General features: G+C 61.6%; 14 protein-coding genes. 11 read left to right on the top strand and 3 right to left on the bottom strand.

Translation table 11 applies throughout. The annotated features are described in order from the left end of the window. Nucleotides 1-113 precede the first annotated feature (113 nt). A complete protein-coding gene (locus NK8_RS30105; protein WP_162070984.1) occupies nucleotides 114-950 on the bottom strand; it encodes a FadR/GntR family transcriptional regulator in 837 nt (278 codons plus the stop codon). 213 nt (nucleotides 951-1163) lie between these two features. On the opposite strand from NK8_RS30105, the gene NK8_RS30100 reads away from it, so the two are divergent. From NK8_RS30100 to NK8_RS30070, 7 genes are all read left to right on the top strand, one after another. Further along, the gene (locus NK8_RS30100) at nucleotides 1164-2372 is read left to right on the top strand and encodes an ABC transporter substrate-binding protein (RefSeq protein ID WP_162070723.1); all 1209 of its coding nucleotides are present in this window, start codon (nucleotides 1164-1166) and stop codon (nucleotides 2370-2372) included. Between the two features lie 84 nt (nucleotides 2373-2456). After that, complete coding sequence (locus NK8_RS30095; RefSeq protein WP_213231797.1) at nucleotides 2457-3317, top strand: branched-chain amino acid ABC transporter permease; 861 nt, start codon at nucleotides 2457-2459, stop codon at nucleotides 3315-3317. Next, nucleotides 3314-4336, top strand: coding sequence for a branched-chain amino acid ABC transporter permease (locus tag NK8_RS30090; RefSeq protein ID WP_213231796.1), 1023 nt, complete (start codon nucleotides 3314-3316; stop codon nucleotides 4334-4336). The genes NK8_RS30095 and NK8_RS30090 overlap by 4 nt, the downstream gene beginning before the upstream one ends. Then, on the top strand, nucleotides 4333-5100 hold the full coding sequence (locus NK8_RS30085; RefSeq protein ID WP_213231795.1) for an ABC transporter ATP-binding protein: 768 nt from the start codon (nucleotides 4333-4335) through the stop codon (nucleotides 5098-5100). The genes NK8_RS30090 and NK8_RS30085 overlap by 4 nt, the downstream gene beginning before the upstream one ends. Next, nucleotides 5097-5798, top strand: a complete 702-nt coding sequence (locus NK8_RS30080) for an ABC transporter ATP-binding protein (protein WP_162070727.1) — start codon at nucleotides 5097-5099, stop codon at nucleotides 5796-5798. Before NK8_RS30085 ends, NK8_RS30080 begins: the two co-directional genes overlap by 4 nt. A 36-nt stretch (nucleotides 5799-5834) precedes the next feature. Beyond that, a complete protein-coding gene (locus tag NK8_RS30075) occupies nucleotides 5835-7082 on the top strand; it encodes a Zn-dependent hydrolase (RefSeq protein ID WP_213231794.1) in 1248 nt (415 codons plus the stop codon). Then, nucleotides 7079-8560 (top strand): M81 family metallopeptidase, encoded by a 1482-nt coding sequence (locus tag NK8_RS30070; RefSeq protein ID WP_213231793.1) that lies wholly within the window; start codon nucleotides 7079-7081, stop codon nucleotides 8558-8560. The genes NK8_RS30075 and NK8_RS30070 overlap by 4 nt, the downstream gene beginning before the upstream one ends. Nucleotides 8561-8584: 24 nt before the next feature. Here NK8_RS30070 and NK8_RS30065 read toward each other — a convergent pair whose 3' ends face one another. Beyond that, nucleotides 8585-9406: a hypothetical protein gene (locus tag NK8_RS30065; protein ID WP_225936424.1), complete on the bottom strand. Its 822-nt coding sequence runs from the start codon at nucleotides 9404-9406 to the stop codon at nucleotides 8585-8587. A 171-nt stretch (nucleotides 9407-9577) separates the two neighbouring features. Here NK8_RS30065 and NK8_RS30060 point away from each other — a divergent pair, with 171 nt between their 5' ends. From NK8_RS30060 to NK8_RS30050, 3 genes are read left to right on the top strand one after another with little or no spacing between them, the layout of a single operon-like run. Continuing rightward, entirely contained in the window at nucleotides 9578-10036 is a 459-nt protein-coding gene (locus tag NK8_RS30060; RefSeq protein WP_162070731.1) for a type VI secretion system tube protein Hcp, read from the top strand. Continuing rightward, nucleotides 10036-10482 (top strand): DUF3592 domain-containing protein, encoded by a 447-nt coding sequence (locus NK8_RS30055; protein WP_213231791.1) that lies wholly within the window; start codon nucleotides 10036-10038, stop codon nucleotides 10480-10482. The genes NK8_RS30060 and NK8_RS30055 overlap by 1 nt, the downstream gene beginning before the upstream one ends. Continuing rightward, nucleotides 10460-11023: a hypothetical protein gene (locus NK8_RS30050; RefSeq protein WP_213231790.1), complete on the top strand. Its 564-nt coding sequence runs from the start codon at nucleotides 10460-10462 to the stop codon at nucleotides 11021-11023. Before NK8_RS30055 ends, NK8_RS30050 begins: the two co-directional genes overlap by 23 nt. Nucleotides 11024-11114: 91 nt before the next feature. On the opposite strand, the gene NK8_RS30045 is transcribed toward NK8_RS30050, so the two are convergent. After that, nucleotides 11115-12200, bottom strand: a complete 1086-nt coding sequence (locus tag NK8_RS30045) for a tartrate dehydrogenase (RefSeq protein WP_213231788.1) — start codon at nucleotides 12198-12200, stop codon at nucleotides 11115-11117. Nucleotides 12201-12473: 273 nt separating this feature from the next. Between NK8_RS30045 and NK8_RS30040 the strand changes: the two genes are divergently transcribed. Beyond that, nucleotides 12474-13628, top strand: a complete 1155-nt coding sequence (locus NK8_RS30040) for an efflux RND transporter periplasmic adaptor subunit (RefSeq protein ID WP_367657801.1) — start codon at nucleotides 12474-12476, stop codon at nucleotides 13626-13628.

Here is a 13628-nt window from a genome sequence, read left to right as displayed (position 1 = left end):
ACCGGGCACGCCATCGCTGTGCGACGCCACCTCGCATTGCGTCGAAAACTCCGTGATTCATGGGTCGATTGTAGTCGGTCGCACCGCTTCGTTTCAGCACGGGCGTCCGCGAATCAGCTACCGCGTACGCCCATGCGCTTGCGGATTTCCGAGTCGAGAATGAGCCGCCCGCGCAGCTTGCCCTTCATGCGCTTCACGTAACGCGGCGCTTCGGTCATGTGAATCACCATCAGCTCACGGACCTTGTCCGCGTTGCGTGCGCGCGCGGCTTCCGTGATCGCCTTGTGGATCTTCACGTTCGCGCGGCCGAAGCGCTCGTGCTCGGCCTGCGGCGTATCGTTCCTGAACTCGATGAGCTGCCTGATCATCTCGTTGATGAGTTCGCACGTGAAGCGCAGAAACGGATTGGGATTGGCGGCGGCGAGAATGTCGTGAAAGTTCACGTCTTCCTGACGTTGCCTGACGATGTCGCGATCCGCATGCGCCGCGGCGGGCTCGTCGCAACACGCGATGTTCGTTTCCAGCGCCGCGAAATCCTCGTCGGTGAGATGAGGCACCGCGCCCGCCGCCAGTTCGGGTTCGAGCAACTGACGCACGGTATAGATATCGTCGATGGTCACGTCCTTGAAGAACAGATAGTTCTGCAAGAGCTGCAACGTGCGATCGAGCGGCACTTCGACGATCGTGCCGCCGCCCGACGGACCCGTCGTCACCTTGATGAGCCCTTGCACTTCGAGCGACTTGAGCGCCTCGCGTATCGTGCTCTTGCTCACGGAGAAGAGCTGCTGCAACTCGACTTCGCGCGGCAGCTTGTCGCCGGGCTTGAGGTTCTTTTCCGTGATCAGCCGCTTGATCTCTTCCGCGACGAGGTCGGCGCGCTTGGGCTGCTTGATCGACTGTTGCGCGATCTCGATTGCAGCGCCCGCGCGTTTTGCACGCTCCATCACCATGTCGATGCTCCCTGTCGTTTCTGCTTTATACGCGTACGCATGGCGGCTACGCAGACTGGAATTTTGCCTTATTGACACGCGAATTTATTGTTCCTAGCATCAGGTTCATTCTATTTATCATGATAAATAGGATGAACCCCGCCGAGGCTCGAACGTACCACGAAAATAATACGGGGCGGCTGCGCGGGTCATCTTCTTCAAGGAGCGTCAATTTTGAATCGCCGAAACATGTTGAAACTGGCCGCGCTGTCGGCCATTCCAGGATCGATCGAAGCGCTCGTGGCAAGAAGCGCCTTTGCGCAGGGCTCGCCGATCCAGTTCGCCTGCCCGGTGCCGATGTCCGGTCCGTTCGCGGCCAACGGCAAGTACGCCGATCTCGGCATGAAGCTCGCGATCGATCAATACGGCAAGGTGCTCGGCCAGCCGCTCGCCTATACGACGCTCGATACCGAGGGAAAACCCGCAACGGCGGTGCGCCGTGTGCAGGAAATCGCGCAGCAGAAGAACGCGCGTTATTTCGCGGGCGGCATTCTTTCTTCTGAAGCGCTCGCAATGGGCAAGGAAGCCCAGAAAGCCGACGGCATCTTCATCACGACAGCGGGCGCGGACGAACTCACCGGCAAGGATTGCAACAGCGCGACCTTCCGCTGGTCGGTGCCGACTTTCGGCGCGATTGAGCAGACGGTGCGTCCGTTGATCCAGTCGATGCCCAACGCGAAGCGCTGGTACACCATCACGCCGCAATACGTGTTCGGTGACGGTCTCCTTTCCGCGGCGAAAAACATCTTCAAGGAGAAGGGCATCGAGCACGTGGGCAACAGTTATCACTCGCTCAATGAAAAGGAGTTCAGCGGTTATCTGACCAATGCGGTCGCCGCAAAGCCGGATGTCCTTCTGATCCTGAACTTCGGTTCGCAATCGTCGGACACATTGCGTCAGGCTGTGAGCTTCGGCATGAAGAACAACTGCACCATCCTGATGGCATGGGCGTCGGGGCTGGAGCAATTCGAAGCGCTCGGCCCAGACATTTGCGAAGGCGTGTACTTCGGCGCGCAGTACTGGCATGCGATCGACACGCCGCTCAATCACGATCTCGTCAAGCGCGTCAACGCAACTTACAAGTCGAACCCGAACTACAGTCTCGCGGGCTCGTATATCTGCACGAAGATTCTGCTCGACGGCATCGTCAAGGCGGGCACCGCCGATCCGAAGAAAGTCGTCGCGGCGCTCGAAGGCATGAAGTACGCGGGATTGACCGGTCCGGAAGAGATTCGCGCGGGCGATCATCAGGTGCTGAAGAACTACTACCTGTTGAAGGGCAAGCCCAAGAGCAAGATGAAGGACAAGGACGACTACGCCGACATCGTCAGTTCTGGCCAATCGTTCCTGCCGCTCGACAAGACGCAATGCAAGCTGGCTTGATGTCTTGATGTTCTGATGCGCGCTGTTTTCATGCGAATGCAGGCAAGGCTTGCATTCGCGCCGCCACTCTTCTGATGCAAGGCCATGAACGTTTATCTGTTGCAGGTCGTGAACGGCATCGGCGTGGGCATGCTGTATTTCTTGCTCGCGGTCGGGTTGTCGATCGTGTTCGGGCTGCTGCGCTTCGTGAACTTCGCGCACGGCGCTTTCTATCTGCTTGGCGCGTACTTCTGCTATCAGGCGATGCAGTGGTCGCTGAACTTCTGGGCCGCGCTCGTCGTCGTGCCCGTCGTGGTGGGTGCGTGCGCGTGGATCGTCGAGAAAGCCGTGCTGCGGCACGTCTACGCGCAGCAGCACGAGTTCCATATTCTCGCGACGGTCGGGCTCGCGCTCGTGATACAGGAATGCGCGATCATCGCGTGGGGACCGCTCGGAGATAACGTTCCGGTCCCCGACATCCTGAACGGCGTCGTGATGTGGGGCAGCTTCATCTACCCGAAATACCGGCTCTTCGTGATTGCCTTCACGGCCGTGCTGGCGGGCATTCTGTGGTGGGTGCTCGAAGGCACGCGTCTGGGCAGCGCGGTGCGCGCGGGCAGCGAATCGAGCGAGATGGTGTCGCTGCTCGGCATCAACGTGACGCGTATTTTCAGTCTCGTCTTCGCGCTCGGCGCGGGCACGGCGGCGCTCGCAGGCGTGCTCGCCGCCCCGATACGCGGTGTCGATCCCTTCATGGGCATCGAAGCGCTCGGCGTCGCTTTCGTCGTGGTGGTGGTGGGCGGGATGGGTAACTTTCTCGGCGCACTCGTCGGCGGGTTGCTGGTGGGCATCGTGCAAAGCGTGATGAGCACGTTGTGGCCCGAAGGCGCGCGTCTCATGATTTACGTCGCAATGGCTGCGGTGTTGCTGCTGCGTCCGAATGGATTGCTCGGGAGGACCGCGTGAACGCCAAACTCGATTCGAAAACACTGGACGTGAGCGTGCCACGACGCTCGCTCAGGCATTCGCTGCATCGCTATCGTTTTCTGTTGCTCGCGGCCGTCGTCGTGTGCATTCTGCCGATGACGATGCGTTCCGGATCGCTCGCAACCGAAGTGCTCGTCTATGCGCTCGCCGCGCTGGGCTGCAATCTGTTGCTCGGTCATACCGGCTTGCTGTCCTTCGGGCAAGGCATTTTCTTCGGCCTCGGAAGTTATAGCGCGGGCCTGATACTCACGAAGTCAGGGCTTCAGGTGCCTGCCGCGTTGCTCGGTGCAATCGTGGTGGGCGCGGTGGCCGCGGCGCTCGTCGGATGGTTCTCCATTCGTCAGCGCGGCGCGTACTTCGTGATGCTCACGCTGGCCTTCGGGCAGATGTTCTACTTTCTCGCCTACACGACGCCCGATCTCACCGGCGGCGACAACGGCCTGCTCGATATCCCGCGTCCCGCACTGTCGATCTTCGGGCAACCGCTCGTGTCGATTGCATCGCCGTGGCAATACTACGCGTTCGTCGCCGTGCTGTTCCTGATCGCGTTCTGGCTGATGCTGCGCGTATCGCACTCGGTCTTCGGCCGCACGCTGCTCGCGATCCGCGACAACGAAGCGCGCGCGGCCGCCGTGGGCTATGACGTCAGACGCTTCAAGCTTGCCGCCTTCATCGTATCGGGCGCGGTGACGGGACTGGCCGGCGCGCTGCACGCGATGATGACCGGCATCGCACCGCTGTCGAACATCGACTATCACACGAGCGAGATGATTCTCGTGATGACGGTCATCGGCGGCACGGGCAATCTCTTTTCCTCCGTGCTCGGCGCGGCGTTCTACGTGCTGTTTGCCGACTGGCTGTCGACGCTGTGGCCGCGCTGGCTGCTGTTGCTCGGGCTCGTCTTGATTGCAGTGAGTCTCTTCATGCAGCGCGGTCTGTGGGGACTGGGAGAACGCATCTGGCGCGCGCTCAGGCGCGATCGGGGAGAGCCGGCATGAGCGCATCGATACTGGAAGCGAAGGGCGTCGCGAAACGCTATGGCAAGTTCGCGGCGCTGACGGATGTGAACCTGCGCATCGCGAAGAACACGGTGCATTCCGTGATCGGACCGAACGGCGCGGGAAAGACCACGCTGTTTCACGTGCTGACGGGCACGGTGCCGATCACGGCGGGCAACATCGTGTTCGATGGTCACGATGTGACGCATGAGCCTGATCATCGTCGTGTGAAGCGCGGCATCGCGCGCTCGTTTCAGGTGACGAGCCTGTTCGCGAACCTCTCCGTGCGCGAGAATCTGCGTCTCGCCGCGCAAGGTGTCGATTCGAAGCGCGCGCTCAATGCGTGGAGCCCGCCGCATGGCGTGCTCGAACATCGCGATACGGTCGATGGCATTCTCGAACGTCTCGCGCTGCAACGCTTTGCATCGACGCAGGCGAGCGCGTTGTCGCATGGTCAGCAGCGGCGTCTCGAAGTGGGCATGGCGCTCGCCGCGCGGCCCAAAGCCATCTTTCTCGACGAACCGACATCGGGCATGGGCATCGACGATCTCGACAGCATGAAACATCTGATCCGCAGCCTGCGCGACGACTACACGGTCGTGCTGATCGAGCACAACATGGATATCGTGATGGACATCTCCGACACGATCACCGTCATGCAGCAAGGCCGCGTGCTGGTCGAAGGCAAGCCGGCCGATATTCGCGGCGACGAGCGCGTGCGCAGCGCCTATCTCGGCAACATGATCACCGGAGGCCGCGCATGATGCTCGCCGTCCACGACATTCACGGCTATTACGGCAAGAGCCATATTCTCCAGGGCGTGTCGCTCGAAATTGGCGAAGGCGAAACCGTCACGCTGCTCGGGCGCAACGGCGCGGGGAAATCGACCACGCTCAAAAGCATCGCGGGCGTCGTGACGCCGCAACGCGGCAGCGTGAAGTTCAAGGGCGCGGAGCTTGCGAAGCTGCCGCCTCACAAGATCGCTGCGCGCGGCGTGTGTTTCGTGCCTGAGCATCGCGGCATCTTCAAGCTGCTTTCGGTCGAAGAGAACTTGCGGCTCGGCGCGCGCAAGGATTCGCCGTGGCAACTCGCGGACATCTATCGCATCTTTCCGCGTTTGAAAGAGCGGCGCACGAACGGCGGCGGTCAGCTTTCCGGCGGCGAACAACAGATGCTCGCGATCGGCCGCGCCCTGATGAATCATCCGCGCCTTCTGATGCTCGATGAGCCGGTGGAAGGACTCGCGCCGGTGATCGTCGAGGAGATCGTCGCGCAGTTGAAGCTGATCCGCAAAGCGGGCGTGGCGATTCTGCTCGTCGAACAGAATCTCGAAGTGTGCACGCAGCTTGCGGATCGCCATTACATCATCGAGCAGGGACGCATCGTGTATGAAGGCGCGAATGATGCGTTCATCGCCGATGAGTCGATCAAGGATCGTTATCTCGGTGTCGGCGTCGTCTGAACATCGATCAGCAACACTCAAGCTCAGGAACCTCGAATGCAAGCTCATGATATGCCGGCGCAGGCCGGATTGCGCGTCGATGGTGCGCGTCTCTGGAACAGCCTGATGGAACTCGCGCGCATCGGCGCGACGGAGAAGGGCGGCGTGTGCCGTCTCGCGCTCACGGAACTCGACAGGCAGGGCCGCGATCTTTTCGTCGCGTGGGCGAAGGACATCGGCTGCACGGTGCGCGTCGATGCGATCGGCAATATCTTTGCGCGTCGCGCCGGCACGCGCGACGATCTGCCGCCTGTCGTGACCGGCAGTCACATCGACACGCAGCCGACCGGCGGCAAGTTCGACGGCAACTATGGCGTACTGGCGGGGCTCGAAGTATTGCGCACGCTGAACGACAACAACGTGCGCACCGCTGCGCCGCTCGAAGTCGCGGTCTGGACCAATGAGGAAGGCTCGCGCTTCGTACCGGTGATGATGGGCTCTGGCGTGTTCGCGGGCGCGTTCACGCTCGATCACGCGCTCGAGCAGGCGGATCGCGAGGGCGTGTCCGTGCGCGATGCGCTCGCGGCGATCGGCTATGCGGGCGAGCGCGTCGCCGCACACGACGTGGGCGCGTATTTCGAGGCGCACATCGAACAGGGACCGGTGCTCGAAGCGAACGACAAGGTGATCGGCGTCGTGCAGGGCGCGCTCGGCCAGCGCTGGTACGACGTGACCATCGATGGCATGGAAGCGCACGCGGGCCCGACACCAATGGAACTGCGGCGCGACGCACTGCTCGTCGCCGCTGACCTGATCCGCACGGTCAATCGCATCGCGCTCGATCACGCGCCGCATGGACGCGGCACGGTAGGCTGGATGAACGTGCATCCGAACTCGCGCAACGTGATTCCGGGGCGCGTGAAGCTGACCGTCGACTTGCGCGCCGCCGACGATGCGACGCTGCTCGAGATGGACCGCGCGTTGCGCGAGGCATGTGCCCAGGCGGGCTTGCCGGTCACGGTAGACGAAGTTGTCTACTTCGCGCCGCAACCCTTCGAGCCATCGCTGGTCGCTTCGGTACGCGAGAGTGCCGGCGCACTCGGCTTCACGTCGATGGATGTCGTGAGCGGCGCGGGACACGACGCGGTGTATCTTGCGCGCGTGGCGCCGGCCGCGATGATCTTCGTGCCTTGCAAGGATGGCATCAGTCACAACGAAATCGAGGATGCGCGCGCCGATCATCTGGAAGCGGGCTGTAACGTGCTGCTGCAAGTGATGTTGCGCGCGGCGGGAGAAGCGGCATGAAGTTTCTCATCGCGCGGATGAATCACGAAACCAACACCTTCTCGCCTGTCGCAACGCCGCTCGAAGCGTTCGGACGCGACGGCCCCTGTTATGGCGACGATGCGTATCGCGAGAACGCCGGCATGCGTACCGCGATGTCCGCGTTCATCGATGCGGCGAAGCGCGAACACGCGGAGATCGTCACGCCGATATCGGCATCGGCGAATCCGAGCGGGCGTGTGGCTGCGGCCGCTTACGACGCGATCTGCCAGTCGATCGTCGACGCTGCACAAGGTTGCGATGCGGTATTGCTCGATCTGCATGGCGCGATGGTCGCGGAGAATTCCCCCGACGGTGAAGGCGATCTGCTCGAACGCGTGCGACGCGCGCTGCCGCATGCGCCGATCGCCGTATCGCTCGATCTGCATGCGAACGTCACGCAGAAGATCATCGACAACGCGGATGTGATAACGAGCTTCAAGACATATCCGCACGTCGATATGTACGAGAGCGGCGAGCATGCCGCGCGGCTGCTGCTCGATCTCATTCATGGCGATGCGAAGCCCGTGATCGCATGGGCGCAGCCCCCGTTGCTTACGCATACGCTCAGAAGTTCGACTGCCGAGGGCGCAATGAAGCGCGCCGTCGATGCTGCTCGCGCTGCTGAAGACGAGGATGGCGTGCTGGCCGTGTCGGTGCTGTCGGGCTTCTCGCTTGCCGATATCGCCTCGCCTTGCATCAGCGTCGTCGTGGTCGCGAATGGCGAACGCGCGAAGGCGCAGGAGGTCGCGGACCGCATCGCGCGGCAGATCTGGGCCGAGCGTGACGAGTTCGTATACCGCAGCGCGCCGCTCGCTCAGTCGATCAGGGAAGGCGCGGCGCTCGCGCGCGAAACCGACAAGCCCGTGTTGCTCCTCGATCACGGCGACAACTGCATGTCGGGCGGAACGTGCGATACCACTGATGCGTTCGAAGAGGCGTTGAGGCAAGGACTCGACGGCATCGTCGTCGGGCCTTTATGCGATCCCGAAGCGGTGGCGACGCTCTTCGAAGCAGGCGAGGGCGCGACGGTCACGGTCGGCATCGGCAACAAGCTCGCGAGCGTGGCCTCGCGCGGCAAGCCGCCGCTCGACGTGACGGGCGTCGTGCGCGCGCTGACCGATGGCGAGTACATCATCAGCGGGCCGACCTACACGGGACAGCGTGCGTACATGGGGCGCGCGGCCGTGCTCGAAACGGCGGCGGCGCGCATCCTCGTGACGGAACGCACGCACGAGCCGTGGGATCTGGGCGTGTTCGAGAGCGTAGGTATCGATCCGCGTGGCGCGCGTTTCCTGATCCTCAAGTCGCGCATGTATTGCCGTCCCGTGTTCGTGCCGATCGCGGGCGGGCTCGTCGAGTGCGACAGCCGCGGCGTCACGAGTTCCGACTACGGACTCTTTTCGTTCGATAACCTCGGGCGGCCTGTGTATCCGCTGGATTCGAACATCGAGTATTGATCGAACGATGACGCGGCGCGCCTGCTATTTCACGAGGCGCAGCCGCTTCGTGACGATCGTGCCTTCCTTGCGATCGATCAGCCACGCGGCATCGACACGTCCATTGAGCGTCGATGTTCTGCGCGTGATGTCGGTGGGTTCCTCGTCGGTGGGCGCGCTGTGTTCGATGTCGTCCATCAGATAGGGCGGCGCAAGCGTGCAGATCAGCACGATGGCGAAGTCGCCGCTGCCGTGTTCGTGATCGAAATGCGGCAATAGCACGCGGCCTTGAACTGTGGTCTTGTTACCGCCTTCCGGCTTCAACTGAATGACGTCGACGGTCTGAAGAAATCCCTTCGCCTTCGCCTCGGGCGCGACGACGAGCTTGCGGCCGCTTTGTCCTTTCACCGTCTGCTTGAGCAGAATCGCATCGGGACTTTCAGGTGCCGCCAGCGAGACATTCACGGTAAGCACTTTCTTCTTCGACAGATAGCGCACGCCGTATGAAACCGGAATGACGAAGGTGAACGTGCGGTCGGTCTGCGCGCGGGGTTGGCTCGCACCCAACGGCGCGGACGCGGTTTGCTCCGATTTGCGCAATGGATGCGCGAGGAATGAGCGCACACGGCTCGTGATCGACGAGGGCTGGCTCGGCGCGGGATGACCGGCGAGCGCATCGCGGACGTGTTCGGGATCGTCGCCGGTGAAGTTCGGCGGAAGAGCGTCGACGGACATGATCGCAGGCGTCGATGCACCGCTCGCTGCATGGCTCGCGGACGCCGCAGCCGCGAATGCGGGCACCGACCCGCATAACAACATGAAGGTCAGACATAGCGCGGCGCTGCTTCGATGTTGAGATGAATACACCTGCCACTCCTGGCGCATGAAGCCGGGTCACGATGAAGTGGCTATCTTAAAGCGAAGCGCGTGGATCGGCATCTTGTATGCGTGATTATGAATTGGGAAATCTCGTATGGTAGGGGCAGCGTCGAAGCAGTGACTATTCTGCGACGCTCCCTAACAACGAACGAGAAAGAAATGTCCGATATCCTGGTGACGATCGCCGGCATCAAAGGCGATTCGCTTGACGCCTTCCATCCCGGAGCCATCGAAGCGCATGCATGGCACTGGAAAGTCCAGCAATCGCCTGGCGCCCTATGTACCCCGGACGGAAGAGGGCAAAGGGGCGCGGTAAGTGATCTGGTATTCACCCATGCGGTCGATAGAGCCAGTCCGAACCTGGCTGCCTATTGCTGGAAGGGACAATACATTTCCGAAATAAAGCTCATATGCCGTAAGGCGGGCGGAGTGCCTCACGAATATCTTCTTTATACGATGCAGGGCGCCATGATTACCAAGTGCCAGCCAATCGGAGGGATTGGAGGGACGATAGAAGAGGTATCGATTCGGTTTGTCCGCATGAAAATTGAATTTGTCGAGCAGAATGCGCTCGGCGGCAAGGGCGGGACCATAACCACTGTTATAGACTTGAGTTGATGATCGGCTCTCCCGGAATGCGTGAGATACGACACAAACCCAAAAGGCGCATCAATTGGTTTTCAATTTTCATTGGTGCCGTGGTTCTCTCATTTGCTGTTGAATCGGAGTGGTACAACCTCAAATTCTACGCGCGTTCTACCGTGACACTCGGTGAGGTAATGGAACTTAATGCTGGCAGATTTCATCCTCGAGTTGAGTTCATGACTGACAAGGGGGAGCGCCTGTCCTTTGCTGGCAGTAGTGAATACCCGGTGCAGGTCGGCGATCGCCTCGAAGTTCGCTACTTACGAAGCGATCCGCATATCGGCCCAGTGGTGAATCAAATGCCTAATCTGTTCGACTTTCTACCCGCTGTGATCGGCATTGCTTTTATGATTGCTGGCCTATTGGGTGTATCCCTCTTTCGCTTCAAGCCGCGAGATGACATATCCGAGACAAAGTAAATGGGAGTACAACACGGGTGCAAGTTTGGCAGTTTCGATCGGCTCGCTTGTCGCTGCCGGTGGCGTACTGGTTTTTGATGATCCATCGGGCGCGCACCACAAATTTCGATTCGGAAGCCTTGGCATGGGGCTCGGAATGCGATTGCCTAAATCTCTACGGCTGCCCGATGTTCCCTTGCCACGTAGTCAAGGCGCAAGTCCTTCAGGGGCGACAACGGATTTTTGGGCGCAGGGCAGCGTGTTTATGAATCGTTCGTTTCATGGGGGCGATTTGGGAATAGATGATTTTGCTGGTGGTGCGCTCATCGCCGAGTTTGGTGGAGGCGTACTCATCGCGAAATCATTCACGTATATGCTCGTTGGCATCCCGCCTGCCGTGCTTTCATCGGCTGCCTTCCACCCGGCATTCGTCCGGCTCGCTACATACTCTGCAAAAGCTCTGGTCCGAATCAAGGGAATTAGCGAAGGCCTTATCGATGGATTCAACGGTACGTCTTCCATTGGCCTTCTGAGTTATGAAGGCATCTACTCGAAAGAGTAATAGCGCGCCACCATCAACACCAGGTGCCCGCAATGTGCAAGGCAACGCGGACCACTTCCAGCCGCGCGCCGCGGCCGGAATCCCAACCCCATCAAGCCGCAGCGGCCTCCACACGCTCGACGGACGCGCACACCGCCGCCGTCACTTGCGCGGTCGTCGCCTTGCCGCCGAGATCGCCGGTATGCAACGACGGATCAGCGGTCACCGCCTCCACCGCGGCCATCACGCGCTTCGCGGCCTCGAATTCACCGAGGTGTTCGAGCAGCATCACGAGCGACCAGAACGTGCCGATCGGATTGGCGAGACCCTTGCCCATGATGTCGAACGCCGAACCGTGAATCGGTTCGAACATCGACGGATAGCGGCGTTCCGGATCGATATTGCCCGTCGGCGCGATGCCGAGGCTGCCCGCGAGCGCCGCGGCCAGATCGCTCAGGATGTCCGCATGCAGGTTGGTCGCGACGATGGTGTCGAGCGTCGCCGGACGATTGACCATGCGCGCGGTGGCGGCATCGACGAGTTCCTTGTCCCACTTCACGTCCGGAAATTCCTTCGAGATCTCCAGCGCGATCTCGTCCCACATGACCATCGCGTGGCGCTGCGCGTTGCTCTTCGTGATGACGGTCAGCAGCTTGCGGGGACGCGACTGCGCGAGTTTGAATGCAAAACGCATAATGCGTTCGACACCGGCGCGCGTGAGGATCGACACATCGGTCGCGGCTTCGATCGGATGACCCTGATGCACGCGGCCGCCGACGCCCGAATATTCGCCTTCCGAGTTTTCGCGCACGATCACCCAGTTCAGGTCTTCGCGTTCGCAGCGCTTGAGCGGCCCGTCGATGCCAGGCAGGATGCGCGTCGGGCGCACGTTGGCGTACTGGTCGAGGCCCTGGCAGATCTTCAGGCGCAGGCCCCACAGCGTGATGTGATCGGGCACGTCCGGATCGCCGGCGGAGCCGAATAGGATCGCGTCTTTATCGCGGATCGCGTCCAGACCATTGTCGGGCATCATCACGCCGTGCTGGCGGTAGTAGTCGGCACCCCAGTCGAAATTCTCGAAATCGAATGCAAAATTTTGCGTGCTGCGTGCCAGCGCTTCGAGGACTTGCTGGCCCGCGGGCACGACTTCCTTGCCGATGCCGTCGCCGGGAATGGTAGCGATGCGATACGTCTTCATGTCTCGTCTCCGTCTTCGATGTGTCGGGCGCTCTTCAGCGTGAGGCCACTTTACCCAACTTCCGGCGTTGAAACCGGCGTCGAACTCAAAGCATCTTTAACTTATTTTCACAAGTGGGCGACGGGTGGGGATCGTCGCGCGCAAGGATCGCGGCGCTATACTGACCTTCCATTCACTCAACCCCGATCCGCGAAGCCTCCCGCCGCGCACGTCCACAAATTGGCTGAACACGACCTAGAAAAACTCAAAATCGACCGGGGACCGTCCGCCGCCATGCCGCGACGCGGGCGCAACTGGCTTCGTTACGTCATCATCGCCGCGATTCTGCTCGCGCTCGCTGCCGTGGCGCTTCGTCTCACCGGCCCGCAAGCGGTGGAGACCGCCACCGTCACTTCCGTCTATCCTTCGCAGAGTTATACGCTGCTCAACGCCACCGGTTATGTCGTGCCGCAGCGCAAGGCGGCGGTCGCGTCGAAGGGGCAGGGCCGCGTCGAATGGCTCGGCGTGCTCGAAGGCACGGTGGTGAAGGAAGGCCAGATCATCGCGCGGCTGGAGAGTAATGACGTCGCCGCGTCGCTTGCGCAGGCGCTGGCGCAGGTGAAGGTCGCGCGGGCCAACCTGGAACTGCAGCGCGCCGAGATGAAAAACGCCGAAGTTGATCTGCGGCGCTTCAAGATTCTCGCCCCGCAGGGCGCGATTCCCGCGACGCAGTACGACGCCGCGCTCGCCCGCTTCGACAAGGCCCAGGCGTCGATCAACAGCGATCAGGCCGCGATCGTCGCCGCGCTCGCCAATGCGCAGGCCGCGCAAGTGGCCGTCGATCAGACGGTGATCCGCGCGCCCTTCGACGGCGTCGTGCTGGAAAAACACGCGAACGTCGGCGACAACATCACGCCGTTCTCGTCGGCGTCGGACAGCAAGGGCGCGGTCGTCACCATCGCGGATATGAAAACGCTCGAAGTCGAAGCCGATGTCGCCGAATCGAACATTTCGCGCATCGCCGTCGAGCAGCCGTGCGAAATCCAGCTCGACGCGCTGCCCGACGTGCGTTTCGCGGGCCGCGTGTCGCGCATCGTGCCGACGGTCGATCGTTCCAAGGCCACCGTGCTCGTGAAGATACGCTTCGTCGAGCGCGACGCGCGCGTGCTGCCCGAGATGTCCGCGAAGGTCGCGTTTCTCTCGAAGCCCGTGCCGCCCGAGGAGAAGAAGGCGGTCGTCGCGGTGCAGCCCAGCGCGGTCGTAACTCGTGATGGCAAAAAGGTGGTCTACGTGATCGAGCACGACACCGCGCGCCAAGTGCCGGTGACGACGGGCGAGCGCATCGGCGATCTTCTCGCCGTGCAGGGCGTGAAACCCGGCGACGTGCTCGTGCTGTCGCCCGGCGACAAGATCAAGGACGGCGCCAAGGTCACCTTGGCGAAGAAATAG

The organism is Caballeronia sp. NK8 (assembly GCF_018408855.1).
Taxonomy (GTDB): Bacteria; Pseudomonadota; Gammaproteobacteria; order Burkholderiales; family Burkholderiaceae; genus Caballeronia.
This window is presented reverse-complemented; position numbering and strand designations above follow the sequence as displayed.

What these genes read in the sequence shown, in the direction of transcription:
- NK8_RS30105 (WP_162070984.1), bottom strand. Translation starts at nt 950, where the DNA reads ATGGTGATGGAGCGTGCAAAACGCGCGGGCGCTGCAATCGAGATCGCG.
- NK8_RS30095 (WP_213231797.1), top strand. Translation starts at nt 2,457, where the DNA reads ATGAACGTTTATCTGTTGCAGGTCGTGAACGGCATCGGCGTGGGCATG.
- NK8_RS30085 (WP_213231795.1), top strand. Translation starts at nt 4,333, where the DNA reads ATGAGCGCATCGATACTGGAAGCGAAGGGCGTCGCGAAACGCTATGGC.
- NK8_RS30080 (WP_162070727.1), top strand. Translation starts at nt 5,097, where the DNA reads ATGATGCTCGCCGTCCACGACATTCACGGCTATTACGGCAAGAGCCAT.
- NK8_RS30075 (WP_213231794.1), top strand. Translation starts at nt 5,835, where the DNA reads ATGCAAGCTCATGATATGCCGGCGCAGGCCGGATTGCGCGTCGATGGT.
- NK8_RS30070 (WP_213231793.1), top strand. Translation starts at nt 7,079, where the DNA reads ATGAAGTTTCTCATCGCGCGGATGAATCACGAAACCAACACCTTCTCG.
- NK8_RS30060 (WP_162070731.1), top strand. Translation starts at nt 9,578, where the DNA reads ATGTCCGATATCCTGGTGACGATCGCCGGCATCAAAGGCGATTCGCTT.
- NK8_RS30055 (WP_213231791.1), top strand. Translation starts at nt 10,036, where the DNA reads ATGATCGGCTCTCCCGGAATGCGTGAGATACGACACAAACCCAAAAGG.
- NK8_RS30050 (WP_213231790.1), top strand. Translation starts at nt 10,460, where the DNA reads ATGACATATCCGAGACAAAGTAAATGGGAGTACAACACGGGTGCAAGT.
- NK8_RS30045 (WP_213231788.1), bottom strand. Translation starts at nt 12,200, where the DNA reads ATGAAGACGTATCGCATCGCTACCATTCCCGGCGACGGCATCGGCAAG.
- NK8_RS30040 (WP_367657801.1), top strand. Translation starts at nt 12,474, where the DNA reads ATGCCGCGACGCGGGCGCAACTGGCTTCGTTACGTCATCATCGCCGCG.